The organism is Corynebacterium felinum (genome assembly GCF_030408755.1).
Lineage (GTDB): Bacteria > Actinomycetota > Actinomycetes > Mycobacteriales > Mycobacteriaceae > Corynebacterium > Corynebacterium felinum.
Genome location: NZ_CP047209.1, coordinates 2,897,702 through 2,922,615, shown reverse-complemented (window position 1 = coordinate 2,922,615; position 24,914 = coordinate 2,897,702). Strand labels below are relative to the sequence as shown.

The following is a 24,914-nucleotide window of genomic DNA, read 5'->3' as shown; positions in this document are numbered from 1 at the left end:
GTGACCACGCCCTATCTTTTCCGCGCTCTCCTCGTGCTGTTGATCTTGGGGGTGATCGGTGGCGGCGTGGGTGTGTTAGTGAATTTGCGTGCCATGGAGTTTAGCGTGGAAGCGCTCGTGCACTCCGTGTTTCCTGGCATGGTGGTGGGTCTGGCTGTCGGTGGCATTGACGGGATTATTCCTGGTGCTGGCATTGTGGCGGCGTTGGCAGCGTTTGCGCTGACGTTTGCAACGAAAAAGCATGCTTCTGAGGCCGGCACGGCTGTGGTGCTGACGAGTTTTTATGGCATTGGTGTGGTGTTGAGTTTGTCGGTGGGTGACTATTCGGGGCAGTTAGATGCGCTGATGTTTGGTCGTTTGCTGGATGTGACGGATAAGCGCCTGTACCAGGCTGTGGTCTGTGCGGTGATTGCGTTGGCGATTGTTGTGTACTCGTGGCGCAAACAGATTTCGGTTGCCTTTGATCGCACATTTGCGCAGTCGCAAAAGAGCAATACTGTGCTTGTCGACGCCACACTCAACGCCGCTATTGCCGCTGTGGTTGTTGCGGCTTCTTCTGCTGTGGGTGTGCTGTTGGTGATTGGCTACTTGGTGATCCCCGGTTCGGCTGCTCGTTTGATTGCGCGAACTCCTGTGGGCATGGTTGCAGTCGCGATGGGCACAGGCATTGTGGCTGCGGTCATTGGTGTTGTTGTGATGACCTTGGATTTGCCGCGCCAGGTTTCCCCGCAGGCTGCTGTGTCTTTGTCGTTGATTGCTGTGTTTGCGCTGGCGATTGCTGTGGCTCATCTGCGTCCACGGAACCGAAAACTGTATATGAAGGCGAGCCTTGCTGATGCTTAATATTTTGTTGCTTCCCATCGTTGAAGTGGTGGTTGTGGGTGCGTTGATGGGCGCTGTGGGGGCGCTGGCTGTGCTGGGCAAGCGTGTGTTCTTTTCCGAATCACTGTCGCACGGCACCTTCCCCGGTGCGGTGTTGGGTGTGGTCATTGGCCAGTTCTTCGGCGGCGATTTGAGCTTGTGGCTGTTTGTGGGTGCGGCTTTGTGCTGTATTCCGTTGGCATTGCTCATGCGCTATCTCGCTGGTTTGGAGGGCATTTCGGCTACTGCGGCGGCGGGTATTGTGCTCACGCTTGGCTATGCTTTGGGCGTGTTTTTGTTGCGCTGGTTCCAGCCGCTTCCGTTGAAGGTGGAGGGTTTCTTGACCGGTTCGTTGCTGTCGGTGAACGCAACTGACGTGTTTGGTTCGATTGTGGTGGCGGTGCTCGCTGTGATGGCATTGGTTTTTTATGGCCGCAAACTGGCGTTTTATTATTTCGATCCGGTGGCGTTCAAGGTTGCCCATAGTGAGTGCGGGAAGCTGCGTTCCATGGCACCTTTTGTGGCTGAGACTTTAACGCTTTCGTTGTTGTGCGCGTCGATGGTGGTGGCGATTCCTGCGGTGGGGTCGATTTTGTCGATCGCGTTGTTGGTTGCTCCGGCGGCAAGTGTACATGCTCATGTTCATTCTTTCTTCCGCTTGGTTATTGTTTCGGCAATTGTGGGCGTGATCATGGGTGTTGTGGGGTTGTCGATTGCTGTTGAGTGGAGTCTTTCGGCTGGTGGCACTATTGCTGTTGTGGCTGGAGTGTTCTATTTGGCTTCTCGTTTTATAGGATGGGTGTCGTGCACGTCATGGATTTCCCTGAAAAGACCCAGGACTACCTCAAGAGCATCTGGGACATAGTTGAGCGCACCGGCAGTCCGGCGCAGCTCGGTGTTATTGCTGCCACGGTGGGGCAGAAGACCCCAACTGCCAGTGAGGCGATTAAGCGTTTGGCAGCCAAGGGGTTGGTTGAGCATGAGAAGTATGCTGGCGTGGTGTTAACCCCTGAGGGGAATAAGGTTGCTGTGGCGATGGTGCGCAGGCACCGCCTGATTGAAATGTTTTTGGTGGAGATCATGGGCTACGGCTGGGATGAGGTTCATGACGAGGCGGATTTGTTGGAACATTCTGTCTCCGACCAGTTCCTTCACCGGGTGGATCAGATGTTGGGGTTCCCGACTCGTGATCCCCATGGTGATCCGATTCCAAATGCGCAGGGTGTGACGGAAAAGTTGTCTACCCAGGAGCTTTCGGAGGTGGCGTTAGGGGAGCGTGTGGTGGTCGAGCAGATCCATGACGGTGACTCTGATTTCTTGCGGTATTTAGCTGATGTGGGAATCGTGCCCGGCGCAACTATCGTGGTGCAAAACCCGCCGGTGGCAGGCATGATTACGGTGCATGTAGGGGAGCGGGAGGTTCCTTTGTCGATTCAATCGGCTGCCGATATTCGGGTTGTCCGCCGTTAATGTTCAGCGCAATCGGCCCTGTGTTTTCCACGGAAGAAAACTCAGGGCCGTTGTTGTTGGATGTGGCGATTAGTCGAAAGCCTTGTCAGGGTTGTTGATGAGCTGCCACAGGTGGTGGGCGCCGTCAGGTTTCGGCAGGATCTGCGCGAGGGAAGCGGGGTTGACAAAATCTTTCAGTGGGGGATAGTACAGCAAGCATTGTATGTGCGGGTTGGTGGTGTGGGGATCGGCAAACATTTCGCACATCCACCATGCCTGAGGATCTGCATGGAAGAATCCTTCGGCGACAAACAGCTGTAGGTCACGGTCGGGAATATGCTCTGCGTGTTGCCCGAGGAGCTGGAAGTTGTCGAGGCTGAAAAGGGTGGTGGTGTCGAAACCTGCCACTGGTGGGCTGTGGTGCCAGCGTTGGATGAGGTTTTTGCCTTCGTGTTGCAGTTGCTCGACCAGTGGGCGGAGTTGTTCAGTCATGTACTTCCCTGAAGCTTCCCATATCATTAGGCCTGCTGGGGTGGGTAAAGGCAGTTGGTTGCGTAGGTCAAGAAACTGTGTGGCGGCTTTGGTGCGCTGCTTTGGATCATGACTGTGTAATTGTTCGGCGAGCTGGTCGAGGTCGATTGTGGTGTGCACAGGTGGGAAGAAGAGTGTTCGGTTTAGTACTACTCCGAGGTTGGCAGGGTCGAGCGTGGCCGTGTATTCCCAGCGGGTGTCGGGGTGTGAGAAAAGAATGAAAGCCATGTAGTGCACGAGTTCTTCGTGCGTAATCTTCTGGGCGAGTTCTTCAATTTTTTTTAAGGGTGTGCAGGAATTCGGGTGCATAGTCGGGATATGCATCAATGACTTTGCCTGCTTGTTCAGCCCCCGCCGCTGCGAGGGTGCGGCGGCGGTAAGCAGTGAATGCTTCGCTGGGGGTGGGTTGATTACTGAATAGAGGAATACCGTTAGCCATGAGTGAGTAACCAGGTCTTTCTGTTATTGTCAGGGTTTTTCTCACACCTTAGACCCGAGTAGTAATTACGACGTTCGTAATACGATTTTGCATGTTCGCATTGGTTTTTACTAGGGTACGAGTGGAGGACTTTTCCCCAGTCTACCGCATGTGAAACTGCAACGTTAGTAACAGAGGACAAGATACTAAGGGTTACCATAGCGGTGAATGCGAATCGTGCTGGTCGATGACTACGGTTGATCCGTTTTTGATTTAGCATAGGTCTACACCATCAATTGTTGCGACCGGATTGAATCCGATATTTGTCCGGGTTCCAGGCTCCACCCATTTGCAAGCTGTATCTCCTGCATATCGCAAGATCACTTTGACACGCCATCCGTCGGGGCAGTTGTTTTGGACTTGAATTGCACCTTTGGATTTGTATGCGAAAATGCAGTGAGGTGCTGTACCCGCTCGGCGGAATTGTGTTCCGGAGTTTTGGATAGATTCACTGATTGTCGTGATTTTGAATCCGTCTGTGGAAGTGTAATGGTCACTTGGTGATAAAGTGAGGACCTGACCCCCGTTTGGTAGACACCTGATTTCCCGCTTGTATGAGGTGGGAGGAAGGTACTGTAGTTTTATGCCAAGGTTTTATTCAGATGAGTTCAAGCGTGACGCTGTTGCGTTTTATGAGAACTCGGAACTGTCTCTAGCGAAGGCCGCTGCTGATTTGGGGATTAATCGGCAATCTCTGCATACGTGGGTCAAGGATTTGGGCACTGGTAAGCGTTCTCGTGTTGCGGTGCAAAAGCGGCAAGCTCAGGCAATTTCTGAAGCTGAACGTATCCGTGAGCTTGAGCGTGAGCTGCGTAAAATGACTGAAGAGCGTGATATTTTGCGTAAGGCTGTTAAATATTTCGCGGAAGAGACAAATTGGTGATCCGCTTCCAGTTTGTCGAAGACCATCGAACCGATTATTCGGTCAAGCGGATGTGTGAGGTGCTGAAACTTAATGCCTCATCGTTTTACAAGTGGCGCAAAGCTCGTGCTGTTCGTAACACTAAAACGTGCGAGGACTCGTTGTTGGCGGTGCGTATTCTTTCTGTGTTCAACCAGTTCAATGGCTGTTACGGGGCGAAACGTATCGCGGCTGAAATTTCCGATCAGTATGAGCCTGTTAATCATAAACGTGTTGCTAGGTTGATGGCATCGATGAATCTGCGTGGGTACAGCAAAAAACGCAAGGTCAAAACCACTATTTCCAGGAAAGATCGCAGTGTTTTCCCGGATCTGGTCACGCGTAATTTCACTGCTGATCGCCCGAATAAAGTGTATGTGGGTGATATCACCTACCTACCGATTAAAGGTGGTGGGAATATGTATCTGGCCACAGTTATTGATTGTTTCTCCCGTAAACTCACCGGGTTTGCGTTAGCTGATCACATGCGCACTGATCTTATTGGTGAAGCACTCGCCATGGCAAAAGACCAGCGTGGGTCACTAAAAGGTGCGATTTTCCATTCAGATCATGGAAGTGTGTACACCTCACAGGTTTTCCAACAGCAATGTAAATCTCTTGGAGTGACCCAGTCCATGGGTGGTGTTGGCACGAGTGCGGATAACGCGCTTGCAGAGTCGTTTAATGCCACATTAAAACGTGAAGTCCTTCAAGATCGGAAGGTCTTTGACACCATGCTCCAATGTCGAAAAGAAGTGTTTTCTTGGTGTGTCAGGTACAACACCACACGTCGGCACAGTTACTTGAAATACTGAGGTTTTCTCACCGGGGAAATGCGTTTGAAACGCTGACCTGTGGTTTTGGGGGTTTTGTGGGTGTGTCGTAACGAAAGCACGCGGGGTTCTTACTCAGAATGGTTTTTGATACAGGAAAATCAAACTGAAAGGAACTCCCGCGTGCTTCGCTATTCTGCCACACTTGACGTCCCAATTTCCACTGCACGTACCATCAGCGCTTGGCTTCAAGCTCATCGCCGTCGACATGACCTTCGCCCCCATCAACGTGCCACAACGTGTTGGGAGCAAGCAATTATGCTTCTACGCTGGCTTTATGAAGCAACAAGTATCGCTACTATTGCTCGTGATGCTCGTGTTTCACAAGCCACAGGCTACCGCTACATCCATGAAGCACTCAGGGTTGTTTCCGCCAAATCTCCCACCCTCATCGACGCACTACGCCATGCCAAGGACGCCAATAATCTTTTCGTCTGCCTTGACGGAACACTCATCCGAACAGACCGCGTAGCGAGAAAGAACCCGAAAAACCGTCACGATCTGTGGTATTCCGGAAAACATAAGGCATTTGGTGGCAATGTACAGGTGCTCACTGACGAGAGTGGGTACCCACTATGGGTATCCTCAGTATCTCCTGGATCAACCCACGACATCACAGCAGCGCGTGAGCATGTTCTTGATGCAATAAGCACTGTTGATATTTGCGTTCTTGCCGACAAAGGCTACATTGGTGCAGGTCACAACGTACACACACCGATCAGAGGAAGGAATCTGGCAGATGACGAATACGAGTACAACCGTCGTCTTAACGGTTTGCGAGCACCATCAGAACGAGCAAACGCCATGCTCAAACAACTCAAAGCACTACGGCGTGTAACACTATGCCCTAAAACCATTACAGCCATCGCAAAAACTGCTTTAGTCGTCCTACACCTAGCCCGCAAAATACTCTGGTGAGAAAACCTCACTGCGCCCCCAACACTTTTGAAGCGCAAGCATTTGCGCTAAAATCTATCTCAGCAATCACCGCTTAAATGTGTCTACTTTTCGGGGGTCGCGCCCTGATTACTTCAGTCGATTCGGTAGCATTTACTGGCACGCCAATCGTGCTGAAACTCGCAGCCATCAGTGCTGCAAGAATTGTTTTAGTGATGCGCATTTTCCCCTCCTTAGGGTGATACTGCGAGCGAATTCCCCGAAATCGAATCGCTTTTTGGGTTATAACGCTTCGCTTTTGTCTGGATAGTTGATACCAAGATACAGCTAAACGGAATGTGTATCAATCATAAATTTCTTATAATACCCCCGTCCAAGATTCAAAAAGATAAACTATTGCGTCAATAAATTATTAGCTATAGCTTATTTTTATCGGGAAAACGTTGTTTTTATGGGTTTAACGTGGTATTTTAAGTTATTTGCTGGCTTACTTGGGATTGCTCAGTGAGGTCACTAAAAATTCTTACGCTAAGTCAAGTTTCGAATTATAGGGGGTAATGCACGATGATTGCGACGTGACCTTTGTTGAATTTTGAACGACGTTACACTGATAAAAAAATGAGGTTTTCTTACCAGGGCTTGTTGTCGTCGAGGTGTGGGCAATAAGTGCAGTTGTGATGAGTGCTGTGGGGCGTAGGAGCAAAGGCTTACTCGTTACAGTGAGGTTTTCTCATCAGGAAAATGCGTATGAAACGCTGACTTGTGGTTATAAGCGTTTTGTTGGTGGAACGTCTTAACCGAGGGCCGAATAGTTGGCCCGGAATGGTTTTGAAGATTAAAATTATTTTGAGAGGAACTTCCCATGCTGGTGTTTTCTCAAACTTCTTTGACGCAATTTCTACTGCTCGCACCATTAGCGCGTGGTGACACGCGCAAAGTGCTTTCGTGACCGCCGTCCATACTAGCCTGCAGCAACCTGTTGGACACAAGCAATCATGCTGCTGAAACGAGCTTTATGGTCAGAATCAACAATCTGACTATCGACTGTAATGCACGCGTTTCTAAGGGCATAAGGCTACCGCTGCTCCCACGAAGCACTTGTAGCTGTTTCTGCCAAAGCCCCTTCTTCTTATAGATGTGCTACGTCATTCCTAAGCAAGAAAAAGGACTTGTTTTTCTCTTGATTTTGGCACTAACCCGGATTTTTCATGGGTGTGGGGTGAAAAGGTGAGCAAAAAGTAAAGAAAGTGCTTCTTGACCTGCTAGAATAGAGATGTTTTGAAGTCAATAATCTAGGCAGAAAGAAACACTTTCAAGGTGAAGACTACCACATACATTCCACGGGTTGCTAGCTGTTCTCATCTTGTATCCGGTGCGGGGGTGTTACCGTTTGCTCACGTAGCCGAATTGGTGGGAATAAGTGACTGCCTTGATTCCGCTTTGCCGCGTTCTGGGCTCACGCACACGTTAGGGGATGTGTGGGTGAATCTGGCTTTATCGTTGATTGCTGGTGGGGATGATGTCCACGACATCACCTTGCTTTCTTCTGTTTCAACCGCGTTAGCATCAAAATCGTTACCGTCAGTGACAACCGCATGGCGGCGGATCACAGAATATGCAGATACCAGCGAGCATGTGCGAGAAGGGTTTATCCACGCAGCGAAACAAGCTCGCACTAGGGTGTGGGATTTGTTAGGTGATCACGCTCCGCATCGGGTGGCAACAGTTGAACAACCACTGGTTATCGATATTGATGCCACGTTGATTACCGCACATTCCGATAAGGAAAACGCGACGCCTACCTATAAGAAAGGCTTTGGTTTCCACCCGTTATGTGCCTTTATTGATTACACCAGCATCGGTCTGCCTGGTGGGGAGTTTCTTAACTGCCTGCTTCGACCAGGAAATGCCGGGGCAAACACAATTCGTGATCACTGCCAGCTTGTTGACGAGATTCTTGCCACCCTGCCTGATCACAGTGATGGTCAACCCTGGGGCAAACGATTAGTCATCCGTGCTGACAGTGCTGGTGGGACAAAGAAATTCATCAGTTTCCTCAACGATCACAACCTTGGGTATGTTCTGGGTTATTCCGCCCCGCCGACAGCGCGCATCACCCTTGACCATCACCTTCAATCCCAACAAACAACCAACGCTGATACACAACACTTGGGAACCAGTGCTCACACAGGCAAAGACTGTGATCGGTGGGATACTCGGGTGCCGATTGTGCGTGCTTCAGGGGATCTGGTTTGTGATGAGAACCATTTCCTTGAAGACATCACCGGACTACTGCGCACCGCAAATATAGATGAGCACCAACCTTTGGTGAATCTTCTAGCTGACTACCCCGAGGATATGCGTGTTATCGCACGAATCGAACCACCCCACCCAGGGTGCCAACACAGTCTTTTCAACCAACATGGTGTTCGCGCCCAACTGTGCGTAACGAACCTTATTGGGAATATTCAACACATTGACTACTGCTACCGTAATCGGTCTTTATGTGAACAACACATCAAAGACACCAAAGACCAAGGCCTTAGTAAACTGCCGTTTAAACAATTCGGGGCGAACCAAATCTGGTGTTTGATCGTTGCACTATCCCACCAACTTCTTACCTGGACGAAACTCATCGACGCCTGCCACCACAAGGATCATTCACACCAAGAAACAAGCAAGCCTTGGTGGACATGGGTGCCGAAGACTATCCGTGTAAGGTTTGTTGCGGTTGCATCAAAAATCACCACAAGCAGCAGACGCATCATCCTCCAGCTTGACCAGCACAACCCCCACACCCACACACTGGTCACGCTTATTGGCTACACCCAGAGCCTTCTACAGCCACGCTGGAAGAAACGAAAACCCTAACACCCCTAGGCCCACACACGCGATCTGGCAGCCACACTGCAGGCACACCCCAACCCCCAAACCCCACACAACTTTATGGACGCACACCTTGCCCTAAAAACCACGAATCAAAGGGCGAAGGTGAACCAACCAACCCCACAAACACACCACCCCAACCCACCACCACCAAACCCACCCCATGAAAAATCTGGGCTAATAAGAACGAATAGGGGCGCTTGAGAAGAACCCAAAAACCACCATGACCTGTAGTCTCGAAGGCAAACATAAAGCTTTTGTCGCCAACATCCAAGTGTTTAACTGTCACACTGGGTACACATTATGGGTTTCCTTGAGTTTCGGCTTGGATCTTCACATGAGATCACATCCGCACGTCACAACTTCACTTTGGATTAAAGAAAACCTCCATTTCGCCATCATTCCGCTCATTGCCTTGGTTATTTTTGCAACAGCTGCACGACCACTATTCAGCGCCCAAGTGTGGAAGGCAAAGGTAGCACTGTGGGGTGTGGCTGCCACCGTCCTGCTGTGGGGTATTGCTTACCTTGGGCCTGAAAAACACGCTTTCGCCACTGTCATCAGCGTGATAGCGGGACTTATGATCTTTACCATGGCTGCCCTTGGCGAAAGAAAGCAACAGAACAACGCGGACCAGCACAAAGTGGCAGTTTAAAGGAGGGAATCTAGCTAAAGCGTGCGTGCTATTTCACGAGGATATTCGTGCCTCAACATTTTTGAAGAATTTCAGCACTAGCTGCACAAAGGGAATGCGTACATAAGGGGCAAGAAGGTTGTGCAACACATCAGTGAGCATATTTCCAGATGCCACTGGTGGTGCGTGAGGGGTGGGGGAAGCAGCTGGGTGTTGTGGTGCTGGTGGTGATGGCAGGGTGCGGCTTGGGGCTGGTGTGGTTGCATGTGGTCGCGGTGAAGGTAGTGCAGGTGGGGCAGGAGATAGAGTGGCTGCTGTGGGTAAGCTGATGCGAACAAATCGATATCTCGAACCTTTATCGCCCAGTAAGGAACGTGCATCCCATTCCTGTGCGCCTTCGGCACGAGGGTGCTGGTTGACTACAACCTGGTGGGAAGAATCAGGGGTGATGGAAGTACCGAAGGCACGATCGGTTCCCACTGCAGTGACTGTGCCTGCAGTGAGGAGAAATTGGCTTGGCCGCACCTGAACACCCATATAAGTCAGGCCGTCGCGGCTGTGTGGCTGTGTGAGGTTCCCGCCGATGGCGGTGAGATCCCCGCCGGTGATATGCAAAAATCCGGTACCGGCACTCACCCCAGTAGCGCCCCACAAACCGTGTCGGTTTTCAGCATGGACCTGGCCTTTTTCCACGGTGATTCCAGTGGTGGCCGACAGTGCGCTGCTGGCGACTGCTGTTTTGTTTTGAATTGCTCGAATAAAAGGGCCTGCGAGTTTCAGGTGCCCACTGGAGGTGATACAGCCGTAGGTTTGAGAGGGGTGAGAAAAGTCGGTGTTTTTGATGTGCACATCGAGGCTGCCAGTGCCGGTGAAAGTCAATGAGGAGTGGGTGCCACCATCGTGTTCGATGCCCACGCTGTGGGCGAAATGTGGGTGGATGGTTATGGAGTTGGCACCGTCGATGTGGATGGTGAGATCTTTGACAGTGGAGTAGATCCCAGAACGTTTGGCAGTATCGGTGGGGTGGGTGCTGGGTGTGGTGTCGTTGGTGGGTGTGGTGTCGTTGGTGGGTGTGGTGTAGTTGATGGTTGCGTTTGTCAGCCGCAGGGTGTTGGTTGCGGGGAGGAATTTGGCGGTGCCGTCTCCGAGAATGTCGCGGTGATTGCGGCTGGTTACTTCGGTGCCGGCAATCCACAGCCCATAGTTTTCGTGGGCATGGCTGGGTGTGGGTGATCCCAGCAGGATCAGGAGGAGGGTGCACATTATCGCGGTGAATATGCTGTGTCGCTGGGGTTGATGGGTATGGACTTTGCTTCGGTGATCGTGGGTGTGGGCTTGGGTTAAGGGGTGCATGGTGGAATGAGTGTCTGTGCTGCGATTGTAGTGGGCCTATTCGTGTGCATTTATCCATGCTAATGAGTGCTTTAAGCAAGAGGTTAAGCTGTGAAACATTCACAGTTTTCACGCACGGAAGTCCCCACAGACAGGGGTATTTCTCTTATGTGTTCATTATTTTTTGCACGTTACGACAAGGGCGGGGGTGTGCATTTTTATTGTGCGCGATGAAAATAGGCAGTCGGATTGTACAAGAGACAAGATGAGTATGTGCGATACAGCAGTAAAAACTTGTCCGCTGTGGGGGTTTGAAGTGTGCGAAGCAGTTAGCTGCTGCGGCGGGGCTGAGGCAGGCAGGCGGCAAGGATGGCAGCGGCGCTGACAAGTTCAAGAATGAGGTAGTCCCCACCGTAGCTCGGTTGTGGCCAGGGGGCGCGGGCAAGCCACATGGCGGCGGTTATGGTGAACGCAGCAATCAGTGCTGGTGCGGGGATTAGGGTGTAGCGCAGGATTGCCCACACGGTGGCGATGATGGGCACGATCCACCATCCCACCGCGCAGCTGAGCCCTAGGCTAATTGCGAGAAAGCTGATCCAGCGCAGGCAGGTGGAGGAGGTAGGCTCGCTGTGCGATTGTGATGTGCTTGCTGTGGTCTGTGGACGCCTGCGGTGGGCGATGATGCAGATGACGCTGAGCAGCATCACAATCCCAGCACTCAGTGCGCCGAAAATGAGCCCATACTGGTAGGAGCGGGCATGGCTGAAGTGGAGGTGGAACTCGCCACTTGCCCCAGCGGGGATGAGGTAGGCCTGCATTCCGGCGTTGAGGGTGGTTGCGTCAAGCGCGTGACCGTTGAGGGTGCCTTTTAGTCCTGGGTTGTGGCTGCGGCTGGTGAGCAGGTAGCGGTCGTGGTCGCTGGGGCTGATGTGCGCCTGCGTGATCACTCCAGTGTTGGGCTGAAGTACACCGCGCTGATCGGGGGTTGGGAGGGTGGCGACGTCGATAAGCGCAGGTGGGGTTGGTGCATCAGCTGCGGTGAGCGAAATGATGCGGGCGTAGCTATCGAGATCGTGCCAGCCGGGGCCAAGGTGGATGCTCGCGCCACAGCGGTAGCGTTGGGTGTCGATGAGCACGCTGGTTGTGCACGGGGTTGTGTGCACGGTGAACTCGCGTGCGACAGCAACGTGGAAGCGGCGCGAAATCTGCTCGGTGGGGGTGAAGATGCGCTGAAAAAGGTAGCTGGTGGCGTTCGGGGAGGTAGCGGGGACCTCGATGTGGTGGCTGATGGGGTGGCGGGCAAGGCTGATTTCTGCCACGCCGATGGGTGTGGCGGCGTGACCTATGCTCAGGCGCAGGTGGGTGATGTTTTTGCCGGGCAGTTGCAGTTGTGTGCGCTTGCCGGTGGTGAGCACTTGTGTCACTGTGCCTTGGCCGGTATCGAGGGTGATTTCCACCGCAACAGGCGTATCGACGCCGCGAGCAGCAAGCAGTACTGTTGCGGTCGGTTCGGCGACAGGGTGGTCGGGGATCAGCTCAATCCACGGTGTGCCGGTGGCGCCGAGTCTGGGGTACCAGGCGGTGGAGTCGCGCCCATCGAGAGCGGCACTGGCTGAGGCGTTGAGGTTGGGGCGGGGGAAGTTGGTGGCATCGCAAGCACAGGAGGACACTTTAATTTGCCCGCCTTCTTCTTTCAGACGGGTGAGTGGCCCTGCCGAGGGGTAGTCTTTGACAGGGTTGAGCACATCGGTTGCCGCATCGGGGTTGGTCAATGGGCCGGAGGTGGCGTGCAAGCTGCCGTAGTTGCGGGCAACAGCCATGGGGGTGTCGGTGACGATGTCGGCATCGGAGTCGACGAGTTGATAGGAGCCTTCGGGCAGTAGGTTGAGTACTTCGCCACCGCCGGCCACCCGCGGAACGTGGGTGGTGCTGAGCATCAGTGAGCGCGTGGGGTTTATCAACGCAATGCTCACAGGCCCAAAGTGGTGGATGTCTGCTTTCGGGAATGTTGCGGCAAGGTCGATGGTTGGTGATGGGCTGGGAGTGGAAAGATCGTTGCGCACAAGCACTGCGCCAATGCCATGCCGCTGGAGGTTTGCTGCACTGAGTTCATCGCTGAGCCCATCGACCCCGCGGATCGTTTCCGGTGAAACTAGTGGGATGGAATCGCGGACCGCCCACGGCACCTGAAGGAGGGGTTGGGCGGGTTCGTCCCTGGTCCAGCCCCAGCTGTGGCGGGCGAAGGAACTGGCGGGCAGGATGAGGGTGCGGGTGTTGGCCGCGTGGGTGTTGAGGAAATGGGTGGCCTCATACCAGTAGGAGGGGATATGGCTGAAAGAGCCTGCGGGTAGGAGTTGGCCGGACCATACAGGCGCGCTGGAGGTGAGCACACTTAAGGCAATGAGGCTGGTGGCGGCTGCTTTTTGGGTGATGTTCAGCCAGGAGATACGGCTAAGTACGCAGCCTAGCGCGGCGATCCCGATGCTTAAGGGCAGGCGGATCAGCGGGTCGAATTTGTGCACATTCCGCAGTGCCGACCCGAGTGGGGAATCAAGAAATGCGGTAACAAGGTGCGCTCCTGCAAGGATGGTCAGCCCGAGCCCTATGAGCAGAAGCCAATAGTGTGACTCCACAGTGTTGTGGACACGGCGATGCAAAGCAGAAAGACCCCACAGGCCAAGACCGGCAACAATGAGCCCTGCGATGATGAAAACTTCTTCGGTAGCCTGGGCATGGCCAGCGACACGTTCGGTGGAAATAAAGGGAGTCCAGCTGGTGGTGCCGCGTAAGATTTCGGCGAGGTTTAACCAACGGGTGGTCACATGGGCGTTTTCAATGAAGTCGGTAAAGGGTGGGGAAAAGCGCCCCAAAAGAATTAAGGGCCACAGCCACCAGGCGCAAACCAGTATGCATCCGAGTATCCACAGCAGAAAATGCCTGAGGGCATGGCGGTGGCGTTGGATGATATGCACTACAAGATACAGCCCAGTGGGAACACACGCAGCGGCACTGGCGGTCGCATTGATTGCCCCTAAACAGCCCACGGCCAGTACAGATCCAGCTACCGGGAGAATAACGGGCCACCGCGGATTTCCACCGTGGCGCATGCGCACAAAGGGAAGCAAGATCCAGGGGGTGAGCATCACCGGCCAGGTTTCTGACGAGATCGCACCAATGGTGGCAATGGTGCGCGGGGCGAAAGTATAAGCCAGGGCTGCAAGAAAACACAGCACAATCGGCAGGACCTGTTTGCCGTGGCGTGCGCGTTGTACACGATCATCAGAAGAACTACTGCGATCAGTATCTGGTGAAAGGTGTAATCCAAGGCTGGTGGCAAGGAGGAAAAAACCACTGAAACCCACGCTCAACACCAAGCCCCACCACAGGCGTTGGATAATCCAGGCGGGCACCCCGATCCAGTGGAAGAGGAGGAAAAATAATCCTTGGGGGAAAAGATAGCCGTAGGCCTGGTTCTGAAGTTGGCCGAAGGTGAAACGGTCGTTGTAGATCGACCACGCCGAAGAAAGGAACTGGCCGGGGTTTAAAACGAGGTCGAGTTTAGTATCGGCGGTAATCAGCCCAACAGGTTGGAGGAAGGCGGCGAGAAAACACAGAATAATCCCGCCGCAGAGTAAACCTCGCGCAAGCCCAAGCTGTGTCGCAGCATGCCGTAAGTGTGAACGCACGCAGGTGAGGGCGTCGATACGCGAAAGTGTACGCAGCGGCAAAACGTCGCCCATATGCTTGGCGTTAGTTGCGGGAACCGTATTCGGGATCGCCGAGGCGCGCATGTTCAGCACTCACGCTGGGGTGTTCGGCAACAGCGTTGGCGTTGCTGATCAGCGAAGCGCCCACGATTGCCACAATGCCCAGCGCAATACCGATCGCCCCACTAGCGATGGTGGGGCCAAGTGTGCGCCGCGGGAGTGAGTCGCTTTCGAAAGCCATAGCACCCAACATAGCAGCCATCGTTGAAAAAGGGAACGAATGCCCCACCAAACATGCAGCACGTGATAAGGGTGTATAGCAGCTGCGATGGGGGGATAAGACAGCGCTGATGTGGCCTGTATATCTCTTGTTTGCTCGGTGTGAGATTTCGTCTCACGGGCTGCAAAGAGAATGTAATGGTGGTTAACTGGATAAGTTATGAACACTTTTCGCGCGTTAGCATTCACGACAACACTCAGCAGCACTGTCTGCGTGGGCGGATGTTCACTGGGTGCCGATAGTGCGAACGAGTCCGTATCAACCAGCAGTGTTCACAGCACAGCAGCGACGTCAACGTCTACGGTGCCGGAATCTAGTGTGCAGACGACTCCCACGCAGGAAGGAGCACAGCGGGAGCAGCTGCGCCGCGATATCGGGCAGCTGATGATGGTGGGGGTGCGCAACTTCGATGACGCGCTCTATGCCCTTGAGCAGGGCGCAGGTGGTATTTTTATTGGTTCCGATACCGACCCCGCGCTGTTAGAGCAGCCGGGGCGTGATCTGCGCGCACTGCGGGAGAAGGTGGGGCGTGCGTTTGCGGTGAGCATTGATTTTGAGGGCGGTCGGGTGTTGCGCCACCCGCAGGTGCTGGGAAGTTTCACCTCCCCGCGGCAGATGGCTGCCACGATGAGCCCGCAGCAGGTACGCGAGGTGGCGCTTCAGATGGGGCAGTCGCTGGCCGAGCATGGGATTACGGTTAATTTTGCCCCCGTGGTTGATCTTGATGGTGCGGGTTTAGATGTTGTGGGCGATCGGGCGTTTTCTTCCGATCCGCAGATGGCCGCTGACTATGCTGCGGCGTTTGCGGCCGGGATGCTGGATGCGGGCGTGACTCCAGTATTTAAGCATTTTCCCGGCCATGGGCGCGCGAGCGGGGATTCTCATGTAGGTGGGGTGGTCACGCCCCCGCTGGAGGAGCTGTTTAACCACGATCTGCGTCCCTTTGCGCAGGTGAGTGGGGTAGAAGGGGCGGCGATGATGCTGGGGCATATGCAGGTGCCTGGCTTGCGGGATTATCAGGGGCAGGAGTCGCCTGCGTCGTTGAATGATGCTGCGTATCGCTTGTTGCGTGAGGGCGACTATCCTGGTGCGGTGCCGTTTGGGGGCGTGATTTTTACGGATGATTTGTCGGGCATGCGCGCAATTAGTGATATTGCTTCGATTCCTGATGCGGTGATGCTGGCGCTTGTTGCGGGCGCTGATCAGGCTTTGTGGATTTCCACGCAGCAGCTGCCTGAAGCGATCGATGCGATGGTTCATGCTGTGGATTCGGGGCTTATCGACGCCGAAACGGTGTCGGCCAAAGCGCGGCGGGTGCAGTTGATTCAACGCTGATGATGGGCGTGTGCTCAAGGTGCGCGCAATTGTTTTATGAGAGTTTCTGAGAATCCCTGTAAATTAGGTGTGGTGATGAAGAGCGCTAAGAAGCCTGTACAGGTGAAGAAGAAATCCAAGGCGGGTGTGGTTGTCGGTGGTTTCTTTTTCGGCCTGCTGTTCCTCGGTGGTGTCGCCTATGGTGCCGACATGGCTTTATCGCAGGGGACTTTGCCGCGTGGAACCACTGTGGGTGGGGTTGATATTGGTGGCTTGAGTCGTGAGGATGCCACAGCCCGTTTGGAGTCTTCGCTGGATTCGAAGCTGAGCCGTGAGGTGAAGGTTTTAGCAGGTGAGATGGAGGCGTCTTTTGATCCGCAGGTTGCTGGTTTGAGCGCGGACTGGGCGAAAACTCTTGACGGGGTGGATGCCCAGTCGTGGAATCCGTTTGTGCGCATCATGTCGTTTGTGAAGAAAACGGAAATCCCCATTGTCTCCCACATTGATCAGGCGAAGCTTGACCCGGAGCTTGATCGCCTGACCCAGGTGCTGGGCCGTGAGGCGGTTAATGGTGTGGTGTTTTTACATGAGGGTGCGGTGAAGGTGGAGCCTGAGCCTTTAAATGGGCAGGTTGTTGATCGCTCCCACCTCGCCACGAGCGTAACCTCGGAGTGGCTGCACCCGCAGGGTGTGACGGTGGATGCGAGCATCATCACCCCTGAATACGATGCGGCGAAAGTTAAGCAGCTTGTCGACGGCGTCGCAAAGCAAGCAGTGTCCGGCCCTGTGATCCTGCACGGGCGTGATCATGTTGATGGCGTAATCCCGCCGGAGCGCATGGGCGAAGTGGTGACCTTTATCCCAGAAAACGGCCAGTTCCGCACCGATATTAACCATGAGGCGGCGAAGAATATTCTGCTTGAGGCACTGCACAGCACCGAAGTGCCTCGTGCGAATGCCACCATTAATTTCTCCGGCGCATCCCGCCAGGTGATTCCTCACCGCGATGGTGTGCGCATCGACTGGGAGAAAACCTTCGAAGGCATTAATGAGCGCATCATCGGCACCGAAGCCCGCGAATTTGAGGCCCTCTATATCGACGATCCAGCCACCTTCACCACCGAAATGGCTGAAGTAGCCACCTTTGACCAGCTCGTGAGCGAATTCAGTACCGGCGGCTACTCCGCTGCCTCCGGCGTCAATATTGCCAGGGTTGCCCAAATGGTCAATGGTGCGATCGTCGCCCCCGGCGAAGTGTTTAGCCTCAACGGCTACACCGGCCCACGCGGCACCGCCCAAGGTTTCGTCGAGTCCGGAATTATTTTGAACGGCCGCGCCGACAAAGCCGTTGGCGGTGGCATTTCCCAATTCGCCACCACCCTATACAATGCCGCCTACTTCGCCGGTTTCGATGATGTCGCCCACCAAGCCCACAGCTACTACATTTCCCGCTACCCCGCCGGCCGCGAAGCTACTGTGTTTGAAGGCAGCATTGACTTAAAATTCCGCAACAACTCCCCCTACCCGGTACGCATTGTCACCTCCGCCGGTGGTGGCACAGTCACGGTGCAGTTCTATGGCGTGAAAACAGTGCAAGTGGAATCTGTTAACGGTGGGCGCTGGGCCCCAACCCAACCCAAGACCGTGACGGTTCCAGGCCCTGGTTGTTCCCCTTCTTCGGGCGCGCCGGGCTTTACCACCAGCGATACTCGGATTATTCGGGATCTCAATGGTGTTGAGCTTTCCCGCAGCACCCAAACCACGGTGTACGACCCGTCACCGATTGTGCGCTGTGGATAAACACCCATAGTTTTTGAATACAGAGCCCACCAAGAAGCAGTGAAATACGTGCTTCTTGGTGGGCTTTTAGCATGTGCACGATCAAACTCGTGAGCTTACTCGACCTTTAGTCCGAAGGGTGGCTGGTTTTGAAGGGTGTGGGGTGGAAAGGTCGAGTTAGCTTTCGGGTAGGTGGCATGTGCACGGTTCATGTAGTTGAGAGTTCGTGTGTTTACTCGACCTTTAGTCCGAGGGTGGGCTGATTTTCAAGGGTGTGGGGTGGAAAGGTCGAGTTAGCGTTTGGGCGGGTGTGGCTAGTGCTTTGAGGGGCAAAGAAGAATCCCCATCCTCCCACCAGGGCGGTGGATGGATAGGGATTGTGAAAAAGATGGGGGGCGTTTATGCTGCCATGAACTCAGGGCTCATATCAGTATGAGGCTTAGGCTCGATGCCGAGCTTGAGCAAAAGATTACGCACATGCGTCTCAACCTCATCGCACATATAGTGCACAAGCTGCTTATCCGAAGTATCCTTCGTGATCTCCCACGTCTGAGCATGCGAATCAATAGTGGTAGTCTCACCAAAAATAATGACCTCATCCACCCGATCCACAGTATGCGGATTGAAAGTCTTCGGCTTCAAATCCTCAGTAGGAACACCACGTTCCTTCAAAACCTCAATCACCAAAGGATCAACCTGAAACGCAGGGCTCGTGCCCACCGAACGGACGAACACCTTCTCGCCACCAAGGAAACGAGCATAAGCCGAAGCGATCTGGGTACGAGCAGCATTATCCTCAGAAACAAAAAGGATGCGTGAACACTCAGCGCTACGGGGATTATGTTCCCGCTGAGCAAGAGTATGGCGCATGAATTCATGCAAGGAATGGGGGGAATCATTCTCGCCTGCAAGAGTAGGGGAAGATGCCTTGGTTGCGGCTTGATCGTCAACAAGGAAGGCATTAAACAGCTGACCCCACCGAGACGAGAGCTTCGTGGACTTACGTCGGTGTAAAAACGGCATGTCTTCTGTCGCTCCTTTCTAAGTGGATTGGATAAAAAGCTGAGGGCTAAAGAAGAATAACCCCGACCACAATCGTGAAAAATTATTACCCCCATAGAGAAAGGGAGGGTAGTTTCTCACCACTATGGCACGATGTTTTGTATACCTTACACGCAAAAATGGTTGGTGCAAACCAATTATTGATATTTTCCCGAAGATTTTTTCGCAGCTACGCAGCACAACTGCCATGAGCAGGACTTTTGCTACGTTGCTTTCAGGCTGGGGATTGGGAAAAAAATTTTACCCAGCGTGTCTGAAAAGTGTTCAGGGGCACATGTTTTTCCCGACAGACAGTAACGATGCTGGGGTAGAATGTGCGCGTCGTGAAGCGAAAAAGCTAGGATAAAGCTGTGCTTTATTCCGATCACGATATCCGCGCCGCCATCGAAGCGGGCGAACTTGGCATTGACCCTTTCGACCCTGAGCTCATTCAGCCCTCCAGCGTTGACGTACGCATGGACAGGTTCTTCCGGGTTTTCAACAATTCCAAGTACACCCACATCGACCCAAAGCAGCAACAAGACGAACTCACCAGCCTCGTAGAAGTCGCCGAGGATGAGCCGTTTGTGCTGCACCCCGGCGAATTCGTGCTCGGATCAACGTTGGAGAAATTCACCCTCCCAGCACACATGGCAGGGCGACTAGAAGGAAAATCTTCCCTTGGTCGCCTTGGTCTGCTCACCCATTCCACCGCCGGGTTCATCGACCCCGGTTTCTCCGGCTACATCACCCTAGAGTTGTCCAACGTGGCGAACTTGCCGATCACACTGTGGCCTGGAATGAAAGTGGGGCAGCTTGCACTGTTCAAGATGACATCACCCGCCCAAACCCCCTACGGTTCCGGCACTTTGGGATCGAAGTATCAAGGTCAGCGCGGCCCAACCCCATCGCGAGCGTATTTAAATTTCCTCTAGTACATGAATTAGGAGACCTGGAAAATTGAAAATGACGGTGATCGGCACAGGATATCTTGGTGCCACTCATGCTGCCTGCATGGCCTATCTTGGGCATGAAGTGTTGGGCGTCGATTCCGAAATTGGCAAGGTGGAGGCGCTTAACGGCTCCCGCGCCCCGTTTTTCGAGCCGGGGCTGGACCCGCTACTGCACCGCCATTTAGGCGAAACACTCAATTTTTCAGATTCCTATAACGAGGCCGCTAACTTTGCCAACGTGCACTTCCTGTGCGTGGGCACGCCACAGCAGGACGGGAATTTCAGCGCCGACATCAGCCAGCTTCGCGACGCCGTAAGCAAACTCGTGCCCCTGTTGCGCGGACACCACACCATCATTGGTAAGTCGACCGTTCCAGTGGGTACTGCTGCTGAACTGCAGAAACTTGCCGATGCTCTGTGTGTTCCAGGTTCGGCCATTGATATTGCGTGGAACCCTGAGTTTGTGCGCGAAGGTTTCGCCGTGGCGGATACGGTGCGCCCGAGCCGCATCGTGGTTGGCCAGCGCCCTGGTTCGCAAGCCGCGAACATTGTTCGCGAAATTTACACCACCCCGTTGGACAGTGGAATGCCGTTTATTGTCACCGATTTGGCCACAGCCGAGCTGGCCAAGGGCGCATCGAATGCGTTTTTGGGCACCAAGATCAGTTTTGCAAACGCGATGGCTGAGGTGTGCGAAGCCGCAGGTGCTGATGTGGTGCAGCTGACGGAAATCATGGGTTACGATGACCGCATTGGATATAAGTACTTAGGTTCCGGCCTTGGTTTCGGTGGCGGTTGTTTGCCGAAAGATGTTCGTGGTTTTATTGCCCGCGCCGGTGAGTTGGGTGCTAACGATGCCTATGCGTTTTTGCGTGAGGTCGATTCGATTAATACCCGCCGTCGCGAGCGGATGGTCACCATGATCACCAAAATGATGGGTGGTACGGTTCTTGGCGGCAAGATTGCTATCTTAGGCTGTGCTTTTAAGCCGGATACGGATGATGTGCGCGATTCGCCCGCCTTGGATGTGGCTGGTCAGCTGTTGATGAAGGGCGCACGTGTGACCTTGTATGATCCGCAGGCGATGGCCAATGCTCGTCGAGCATATCCAGCTTTAAGCTTCGCGCATTCAGCTGAAGAGGCTGTTGCCGGTGCCGATCTGGTGGTGTACGCCACCGATTGGGGTGAATTCCACCATCTGAAACCCCACGCTTTGCGTGATCTTGTGTCCACCCCGATCATTATTGATGGCCGCAATGCGCTCGATCCGTGGGAATGGTTGAGTGCTGGCTGGACGTATAAGGCAATGGGGCGTAATTTTTAATGCTGTTAGTGTTCTCCCTTCACTGAATAAAAGGGGGTGAGTATTCTCATGGCATCGAAAAACAGGAAGCGTGGCGTAGAGCTTGATCGACGAATGTGGAAGATGAATCCTGATCGCCTTCAGGAGCATCTTGTGCTGAAAGGTCGAGCCCGCACCATTCCTGATAAGCGTAAGAAAGCAAATAAAGAGGCCTGCCGCCGTGGAAAGTGGCAGGCCTTTGGCCTTTCTAGTGGTGGTGTCCGCCGAGTTTCATCTCCTTGGCACCGGTGGCTGTGCTCACGGTGTCGGGGACGGTGAAGGCGGCAAAGATGGTGGTGATGGGCACAGCCAAGGTGAGTGCGAATGCGCCGACGGCGGAGCGCATCAGCTCAGTGGCCATCACATCGGAGGTCAGTATTTGGCCAATGGGGCGGTCGGTGACACTCAACAGCAGCATGGTGGGCAGGCTGGCGCCGGTGTAGGTGAGCACGAGGGTATACACCATGGAGGAGATGTGGTCGCGGCCGACCTGCATGGCGGAGACGAACAGCTGCCACGGGGTGGCGTCGGGATTGAGTTCGGCGAGTTCGTTGACGGTGGAGGCTTGGGCGATGGCGACGTCGTTAAGCACACCGAGCGCACCGATGGTAAAGCCGCACAGCATCAGCCCGATCACGTTCACGTCGGGCAGGTAGAGCAGGATGTACAGGTTTCCTTCTTCGCCGAGCCCGCGCAGATTGGTGTGTTCGATGGCGGCGGTGGCGAGCAGCGCGGAGATGCCCAGCGCCATCATGGTGCCGCCGAGTGCGGAGGCGGATTTCCAGTTGAAGCCGTGAACTAGCAGTACCACGAAAAGTAGGATGAGTGCGCCGGAGAATACGGCGATGGCGATGGGGTTTGCGCCGATGAGCAGGGCGGGCAGGGTGAAGTAAGCGACCACCCCCATGGTGAGGAACAACCCGATCAAAGCGCGCACGCCGCGCATGAGTGCGAGGGCGATGATGGAGATGGCCATTGCTATTGCCCAGATGATGAGCTGGTTGGCGCGTTGGAGGTCGCCGAAGGCGTAGCGGGTGTTGCCTTCGGCGTCGGTGGATTCGATCACGCGGATGCGAGTGCCGATCTCTAGGTCGGGTTCGCCTTTTTGCCCAGCGTTGACGAGGAGGGTGCGCATGCCGGCGTTATCGCCTTCGGTGATTTCGGCGATGAACCAGGTGCAGTCGGTGTCAGCACCGGGTGTGATGCGCGGTGAGGTGTCGAAGAGTGCGCCGGCTTCGTTGGTGGTGCATGCCCCGGGTTGTTGGGTGATGATGGTGGCGTCGAGTTGAGTATGCCCGAGTGGGAATGCGGTGTAGAAGTCGGGGGAGATGTTGGGTTCTTTGTCGCCTGGCCACATGAGGCTGACCCCACCGATGCCGACGATTGCCCAGATTGCGAGGAAAACAGCGAGGCTGATGCGCCACAGCGTCCATTTTTTCTTCGCGTGTTCCTGTGCGTTTCTGTGCCTTCCCATTGACTGCTCCTCTCTACATCGGTGGGGGGGTGCTTGTCGACGCCGCCACTGTGTTGACGGTGGTGGCGCGGCGTCGTGGTTGTTACTGCTTGTAGCTGGACAGGAAGTTTCCGAGTCGTTCGATTGCTTCTGCTAGTTCGGATGGCCAGGGGAGGGTGACTACGCGGAAGTGGTCGGGTTTGTCCCAGTTAAATCCGGTGCCTTGGACCATGAGGATTTTTTCTGCTCGAAGGAGGTCGAGCATGAATTGGGCATCGTCGTGGATGTCGTAGTAGTCGAGGTCGAGTTTCGGGAAGGCGTAGAGCGCACCCATGGGTTTGACGCAGCTGACGCCGGGGATTTCGTTGAGTTTTTCCCAGGCGATGTTGCGTTGCCTGAGCAGGCGTCCGCCGTTGCCGGTGAGTTCGTAGATGGATTGGCGTCCGCCGAGTGCAACCTGGATGGCGTGTTGGGCGGGTACGTTGGGGCAGAGGCGGGTGCCTGCAAGCAGGTCGAGGCCTTCGATGAAGCCGCGTGCGTGGTTTTTTGGCCCGGTGACGATCATCCATCCTGCCCGGTATCCGGCTACGCGGTAGGCTTTGGAGAGCCCGTTGAAGGTGATGCACAGCAGGTCGGGGCATAAGGTGGCGATGGAGGTGTGGACGGCATCGTCGTAGAGGATGCGGTCGTAGATTTCGTCGGCGAGGATGAGTAGGTCGTGTTCGCGGGCGACGTCGACGATTTGTTGGAGTACTTGTGGGGAGTACACTGCCCCGGTGGGGTTGTTGGGGTTGATGACGACGATGGCTTTGGTTTTGTCGGTGACTTTTGCTTTGATGTCGTCGATGGAGGGGTTCCAGTCGTCTTCTTCATCGCAGAGGTAGTGCACGGGTTTACCGCCGGCTAGTGAGGTGGCTGCGGTCCACAGTGGGTAGTCGGGGGCGGGGATGAGCACTTCGTCACCGTCGTTGAGCAGTGCTTGGGTGGTCATGGTGATTAGTTCGGAGACACCGTTGCCGAGGTAGACGTCGTCGACGTCGAAGTAGGGGAAATTGGGCACGACTTCGTAGCGGGTGACGATGGCGCGGCGTGCGGGGATGATGCCTTTTGAGGTGGAGTAGCCCTGTGAGGTGGGCAGGGAGGCGATCATGTCGCGCATGATCACGTCGGGTGCTTCGAATCCGAAGATGGCGGGGTTGCCGGTGTTGAGTTTGAGAATGCGGTGCCCGTCGAGTTCGAGGCGTTCAGCTTCGGCTGCGACTGGTCCTCGAATTTCGTAGAGCACGTTTTTCATTTTTTCGGATTGGTCGAAGACGCGCCGCGTGCGCCGTGGCGTTGGTTTTGGGGGTGGGGTGGCTGGGCTGGATTGTGCTTTTTTACTCATGCTGTTAAATTCTGCCACTTTTGCCCCATGCGTGGGTAGTGAACTCGTGCGCGGTTGCTTTTGTGCAAGGCGCTGTGACGTGAGCGCAGGTCATGTCCCTTGTTGCTGTTGTGCGTGTCGACGCCGAAACCCCGCGTGTTGTTATTGCGCGGGGGGTTGCTGTGGGTACCTATTTTTTGAAGCGTTTGATCATTTGGTCGGCCAGTTCCATGGCGTTGTGTGTGAGCTCAGCTTGTTTTTGTTGCCGTATTGCTTTTTGTGCGGCTCGTTGTTGGGCACTCATGAGGTGGATTTGTTGGAGTTGTTGGGCTTGAATACTGCGCTGGTAGCGGAGGCGTTCGCGTTCAAGTTTGCGGGGGTTTGGGGTGTGCCAAGATTTCGGCCCGATTTTCATGATGTACATGAGCACGAAGACGATAGCCCCGACGAGGAGGAATATCGGTTCATGTATTCCCAGTGCTATTTGGATACCAACGGTGCCGAGTGTGGCGAGCGCGACTGTTCCTGCGCGCACGTTGCGCCCAAGGTTGTAGGCGTGGGCGATTTCTGAGGCGGTGTACACCTTTTCAACAACTTGGTTGGGTGCGGCGACTGTTGGGGCGGTGCGCGCTGGTAGGTCGTCGAAAAGCGGGAGGATATCTGTGCGCATCACTGCGGCTGCGATGACGTCGAGGCGTTTTTCGTATTCCGCTAAATCTAACCGACCCGCCGCAAAGTGTGCTCCGAGGTCGTCCATTGCTTGCTGACGTTCGGCATCACTGATGCGGTAATCGGGAAGAAATTGTTGGCTCATAGCTTCTACAATAGCCAACTTTGACACGTATTTTCCTCAGGGAAGACCCTGAAAGATCCACGGTCG

General features: G+C 54.5%; 23 protein-coding genes. 12 read left to right on the top strand and 11 right to left on the bottom strand.

Annotated features, from left to right (window positions below; all coding sequences use genetic code 11):
• From CFELI_RS12220 to CFELI_RS12210, 3 genes are read left to right on the top strand one after another with little or no spacing between them, the layout of a single operon-like run.
• Positions 1 to 843 carry a metal ABC transporter permease gene (locus tag CFELI_RS12220; RefSeq protein WP_277105142.1) on the top strand — a complete coding sequence of 281 codons (843 nt, stop codon included), beginning with the start codon at positions 1 to 3 and terminating at the stop codon, positions 841 to 843.
• Positions 836 to 1,726, top strand: a complete 891-nt coding sequence (locus tag CFELI_RS12215; RefSeq protein WP_277105141.1) for a metal ABC transporter permease — start codon at positions 836 to 838, stop codon at positions 1,724 to 1,726. Before CFELI_RS12220 ends, CFELI_RS12215 begins: the two co-directional genes overlap by 8 nt.
• Positions 1,675 to 2,331: a metal-dependent transcriptional regulator gene (locus CFELI_RS12210; protein ID WP_310127948.1), complete on the top strand. Its 657-nt coding sequence runs from the start codon at positions 1,675 to 1,677 to the stop codon at positions 2,329 to 2,331. The genes CFELI_RS12215 and CFELI_RS12210 overlap by 52 nt, the downstream gene beginning before the upstream one ends.
• Before the next feature lie 69 nt (positions 2,332 to 2,400).
• Here the strand turns inward: CFELI_RS12210 and CFELI_RS12205 are convergent, their stop codons facing one another.
• From CFELI_RS12205 to CFELI_RS13710, 3 genes are all read right to left on the bottom strand, one after another.
• Complete coding sequence (locus CFELI_RS12205; protein WP_277105139.1) at positions 2,401 to 3,069, bottom strand: hypothetical protein; 669 nt, start codon at positions 3,067 to 3,069, stop codon at positions 2,401 to 2,403.
• Positions 3,070 to 3,112: 43 nt separating this feature from the next.
• Positions 3,113 to 3,280 (bottom strand): hypothetical protein, encoded by a 168-nt coding sequence (locus tag CFELI_RS12200; protein WP_277105138.1) that lies wholly within the window; start codon positions 3,278 to 3,280, stop codon positions 3,113 to 3,115.
• A 252-nt stretch (positions 3,281 to 3,532) separates the two neighbouring features.
• Entirely contained in the window at positions 3,533 to 3,763 is a 231-nt protein-coding gene (locus CFELI_RS13710; protein WP_494337334.1) for an alpha-amylase inhibitor, read from the bottom strand.
• 139 nt (positions 3,764 to 3,902) lie between these two features.
• On the opposite strand from CFELI_RS13710, the gene CFELI_RS12195 reads away from it, so the two are divergent.
• A protein-coding gene (locus CFELI_RS12195) for an IS3 family transposase (RefSeq protein ID WP_290259040.1) occupies positions 3,903 to 5,035 on the top strand; the annotation gives its coding sequence in 2 pieces (ribosomal slippage) (positions 3,903 to 4,182 and positions 4,182 to 5,035; 1,134 coding nt in all).
• A gap of 141 nt (positions 5,036 to 5,176) precedes the next feature.
• Positions 5,177 to 5,971, top strand: a complete 795-nt coding sequence (locus tag CFELI_RS12190; RefSeq protein WP_290258955.1) for a transposase family protein — start codon at positions 5,177 to 5,179, stop codon at positions 5,969 to 5,971.
• A gap of 73 nt (positions 5,972 to 6,044) precedes the next feature.
• Here the strand turns inward: CFELI_RS12190 and CFELI_RS12185 are convergent, their stop codons facing one another.
• Positions 6,045 to 6,173: a hypothetical protein gene (locus tag CFELI_RS12185; protein ID WP_290259039.1), complete on the bottom strand. Its 129-nt coding sequence runs from the start codon at positions 6,171 to 6,173 to the stop codon at positions 6,045 to 6,047.
• A gap of 1,094 nt (positions 6,174 to 7,267) precedes the next feature.
• Here CFELI_RS12185 and CFELI_RS12180 point away from each other — a divergent pair.
• Both CFELI_RS12180 and CFELI_RS12175 read left to right on the top strand, forming a co-directional pair.
• Positions 7,268 to 8,821, top strand: a complete 1,554-nt coding sequence (locus CFELI_RS12180; RefSeq protein WP_290258967.1) for an IS1380 family transposase — start codon at positions 7,268 to 7,270, stop codon at positions 8,819 to 8,821.
• Between the two features lie 238 nt (positions 8,822 to 9,059).
• Positions 9,060 to 9,491, top strand: coding sequence for a hypothetical protein (locus CFELI_RS12175; protein WP_290259037.1), 432 nt, complete (start codon positions 9,060 to 9,062; stop codon positions 9,489 to 9,491).
• A gap of 33 nt (positions 9,492 to 9,524) precedes the next feature.
• Here CFELI_RS12175 and CFELI_RS12170 read toward each other — a convergent pair whose 3' ends face one another.
• The 3 genes from CFELI_RS12170 to CFELI_RS12160 all read right to left on the bottom strand — a co-directional run bounded on the left by CFELI_RS12170 (position 9,525) and on the right by CFELI_RS12160 (position 14,750).
• Entirely contained in the window at positions 9,525 to 10,733 is a 1,209-nt protein-coding gene (locus CFELI_RS12170) for a hypothetical protein (protein WP_277105383.1), read from the bottom strand.
• Between the two features lie 398 nt (positions 10,734 to 11,131).
• The gene (locus CFELI_RS12165; protein WP_277105384.1) at positions 11,132 to 14,593 is read right to left on the bottom strand and encodes an alpha-(1->3)-arabinofuranosyltransferase domain-containing protein; all 3,462 of its coding nucleotides are present in this window, start codon (positions 14,591 to 14,593) and stop codon (positions 11,132 to 11,134) included.
• The gene (locus CFELI_RS12160; RefSeq protein ID WP_277105385.1) at positions 14,553 to 14,750 is read right to left on the bottom strand and encodes a DUF2613 domain-containing protein; all 198 of its coding nucleotides are present in this window, start codon (positions 14,748 to 14,750) and stop codon (positions 14,553 to 14,555) included. Before CFELI_RS12160 ends, CFELI_RS12165 begins: the two co-directional genes overlap by 41 nt.
• Positions 14,751 to 14,948: 198 nt before the next feature.
• On the opposite strand from CFELI_RS12160, the gene CFELI_RS12155 reads away from it, so the two are divergent.
• Together CFELI_RS12155 and CFELI_RS12150 are read left to right on the top strand one after the other, a co-directional pair.
• Complete coding sequence (locus tag CFELI_RS12155) at positions 14,949 to 16,124, top strand: glycoside hydrolase family 3 N-terminal domain-containing protein (RefSeq protein ID WP_277105386.1); 1,176 nt, start codon at positions 14,949 to 14,951, stop codon at positions 16,122 to 16,124.
• 75 nt (positions 16,125 to 16,199) lie between these two features.
• Positions 16,200 to 17,903 carry a VanW family protein gene (locus tag CFELI_RS12150; protein ID WP_277105387.1) on the top strand — a complete coding sequence of 568 codons (1,704 nt, stop codon included), beginning with the start codon at positions 16,200 to 16,202 and terminating at the stop codon, positions 17,901 to 17,903.
• Between the two features lie 378 nt (positions 17,904 to 18,281).
• Here the strand turns inward: CFELI_RS12150 and CFELI_RS12145 are convergent, their stop codons facing one another.
• Positions 18,282 to 18,905, bottom strand: a complete 624-nt coding sequence (locus CFELI_RS12145; protein ID WP_277105388.1) for an arsenate reductase/protein-tyrosine-phosphatase family protein — start codon at positions 18,903 to 18,905, stop codon at positions 18,282 to 18,284.
• Between the two features lie 389 nt (positions 18,906 to 19,294).
• Here CFELI_RS12145 and dcd point away from each other — a divergent pair, with 389 nt between their 5' ends.
• From dcd to CFELI_RS12130, 3 genes are all read left to right on the top strand, one after another.
• On the top strand, positions 19,295 to 19,858 hold the full coding sequence (gene dcd, locus CFELI_RS12140) for a dCTP deaminase (protein ID WP_277105389.1): 564 nt from the start codon (positions 19,295 to 19,297) through the stop codon (positions 19,856 to 19,858).
• Between the two features lie 31 nt (positions 19,859 to 19,889).
• Positions 19,890 to 21,200 carry a UDP-glucose dehydrogenase family protein gene (locus tag CFELI_RS12135; RefSeq protein ID WP_277105415.1) on the top strand — a complete coding sequence of 437 codons (1,311 nt, stop codon included), beginning with the start codon at positions 19,890 to 19,892 and terminating at the stop codon, positions 21,198 to 21,200.
• A gap of 93 nt (positions 21,201 to 21,293) precedes the next feature.
• Positions 21,294 to 21,497, top strand: a complete 204-nt coding sequence (locus CFELI_RS12130) for a hypothetical protein (RefSeq protein ID WP_277105416.1) — start codon at positions 21,294 to 21,296, stop codon at positions 21,495 to 21,497.
• Here the strand turns inward: CFELI_RS12130 and CFELI_RS12125 are convergent.
• The 3 genes from CFELI_RS12125 to CFELI_RS12115 all read right to left on the bottom strand — a co-directional run bounded on the left by CFELI_RS12125 (position 21,427) and on the right by CFELI_RS12115 (position 24,848).
• Positions 21,427 to 22,692 carry a YibE/F family protein gene (locus CFELI_RS12125; RefSeq protein WP_277105390.1) on the bottom strand — a complete coding sequence of 422 codons (1,266 nt, stop codon included), beginning with the start codon at positions 22,690 to 22,692 and terminating at the stop codon, positions 21,427 to 21,429. The genes CFELI_RS12130 and CFELI_RS12125 overlap by 71 nt on opposite strands.
• Positions 22,693 to 22,774: 82 nt before the next feature.
• Complete coding sequence (locus tag CFELI_RS12120; RefSeq protein ID WP_277105391.1) at positions 22,775 to 24,055, bottom strand: pyridoxal phosphate-dependent aminotransferase; 1,281 nt, start codon at positions 24,053 to 24,055, stop codon at positions 22,775 to 22,777.
• 169 nt (positions 24,056 to 24,224) lie between these two features.
• Positions 24,225 to 24,848 (bottom strand): DUF1707 SHOCT-like domain-containing protein, encoded by a 624-nt coding sequence (locus CFELI_RS12115; protein WP_290259035.1) that lies wholly within the window; start codon positions 24,846 to 24,848, stop codon positions 24,225 to 24,227.
• Positions 24,849 to 24,914: the final 66 nt, after the last annotated feature.

Bases quoted from the DNA above. Each gene is read 5' to 3' on its own strand.
- CFELI_RS12215 (WP_277105141.1), top strand. From the start codon at position 836: ATGCTTAATATTTTGTTGCTTCCCATCGTTGAAGTGGTGGTTGTGGGT.
- CFELI_RS12210 (WP_310127948.1), top strand. From the start codon at position 1,675: ATGGATTTCCCTGAAAAGACCCAGGACTACCTCAAGAGCATCTGGGAC.
- CFELI_RS12205 (WP_277105139.1), bottom strand. From the start codon at position 3,069: ATGGCTTTCATTCTTTTCTCACACCCCGACACCCGCTGGGAATACACG.
- CFELI_RS12200 (WP_277105138.1), bottom strand. From the start codon at position 3,280: ATGGCTAACGGTATTCCTCTATTCAGTAATCAACCCACCCCCAGCGAA.
- CFELI_RS12185 (WP_290259039.1), bottom strand. From the start codon at position 6,173: ATGCGCATCACTAAAACAATTCTTGCAGCACTGATGGCTGCGAGTTTC.
- CFELI_RS12175 (WP_290259037.1), top strand. From the start codon at position 9,060: ATGACCTGTAGTCTCGAAGGCAAACATAAAGCTTTTGTCGCCAACATC.
- CFELI_RS12170 (WP_277105383.1), bottom strand. From the start codon at position 10,733: ATGTGCACCCTCCTCCTGATCCTGCTGGGATCACCCACACCCAGCCAT.
- CFELI_RS12165 (WP_277105384.1), bottom strand. From the start codon at position 14,593: ATGCGCGCCTCGGCGATCCCGAATACGGTTCCCGCAACTAACGCCAAG.
- CFELI_RS12160 (WP_277105385.1), bottom strand. From the start codon at position 14,750: ATGGCTTTCGAAAGCGACTCACTCCCGCGGCGCACACTTGGCCCCACC.
- CFELI_RS12155 (WP_277105386.1), top strand. From the start codon at position 14,949: ATGAACACTTTTCGCGCGTTAGCATTCACGACAACACTCAGCAGCACT.
- CFELI_RS12150 (WP_277105387.1), top strand. From the start codon at position 16,200: ATGAAGAGCGCTAAGAAGCCTGTACAGGTGAAGAAGAAATCCAAGGCG.
- CFELI_RS12145 (WP_277105388.1), bottom strand. From the start codon at position 18,905: ATGCCGTTTTTACACCGACGTAAGTCCACGAAGCTCTCGTCTCGGTGG.
- CFELI_RS12135 (WP_277105415.1), top strand. From the start codon at position 19,890: ATGACGGTGATCGGCACAGGATATCTTGGTGCCACTCATGCTGCCTGC.
- CFELI_RS12130 (WP_277105416.1), top strand. From the start codon at position 21,294: ATGTGGAAGATGAATCCTGATCGCCTTCAGGAGCATCTTGTGCTGAAA.
- CFELI_RS12125 (WP_277105390.1), bottom strand. From the start codon at position 22,692: ATGGGAAGGCACAGAAACGCACAGGAACACGCGAAGAAAAAATGGACG.
- CFELI_RS12120 (WP_277105391.1), bottom strand. From the start codon at position 24,055: ATGAGTAAAAAAGCACAATCCAGCCCAGCCACCCCACCCCCAAAACCA.
- CFELI_RS12115 (WP_290259035.1), bottom strand. From the start codon at position 24,848: ATGAGCCAACAATTTCTTCCCGATTACCGCATCAGTGATGCCGAACGT.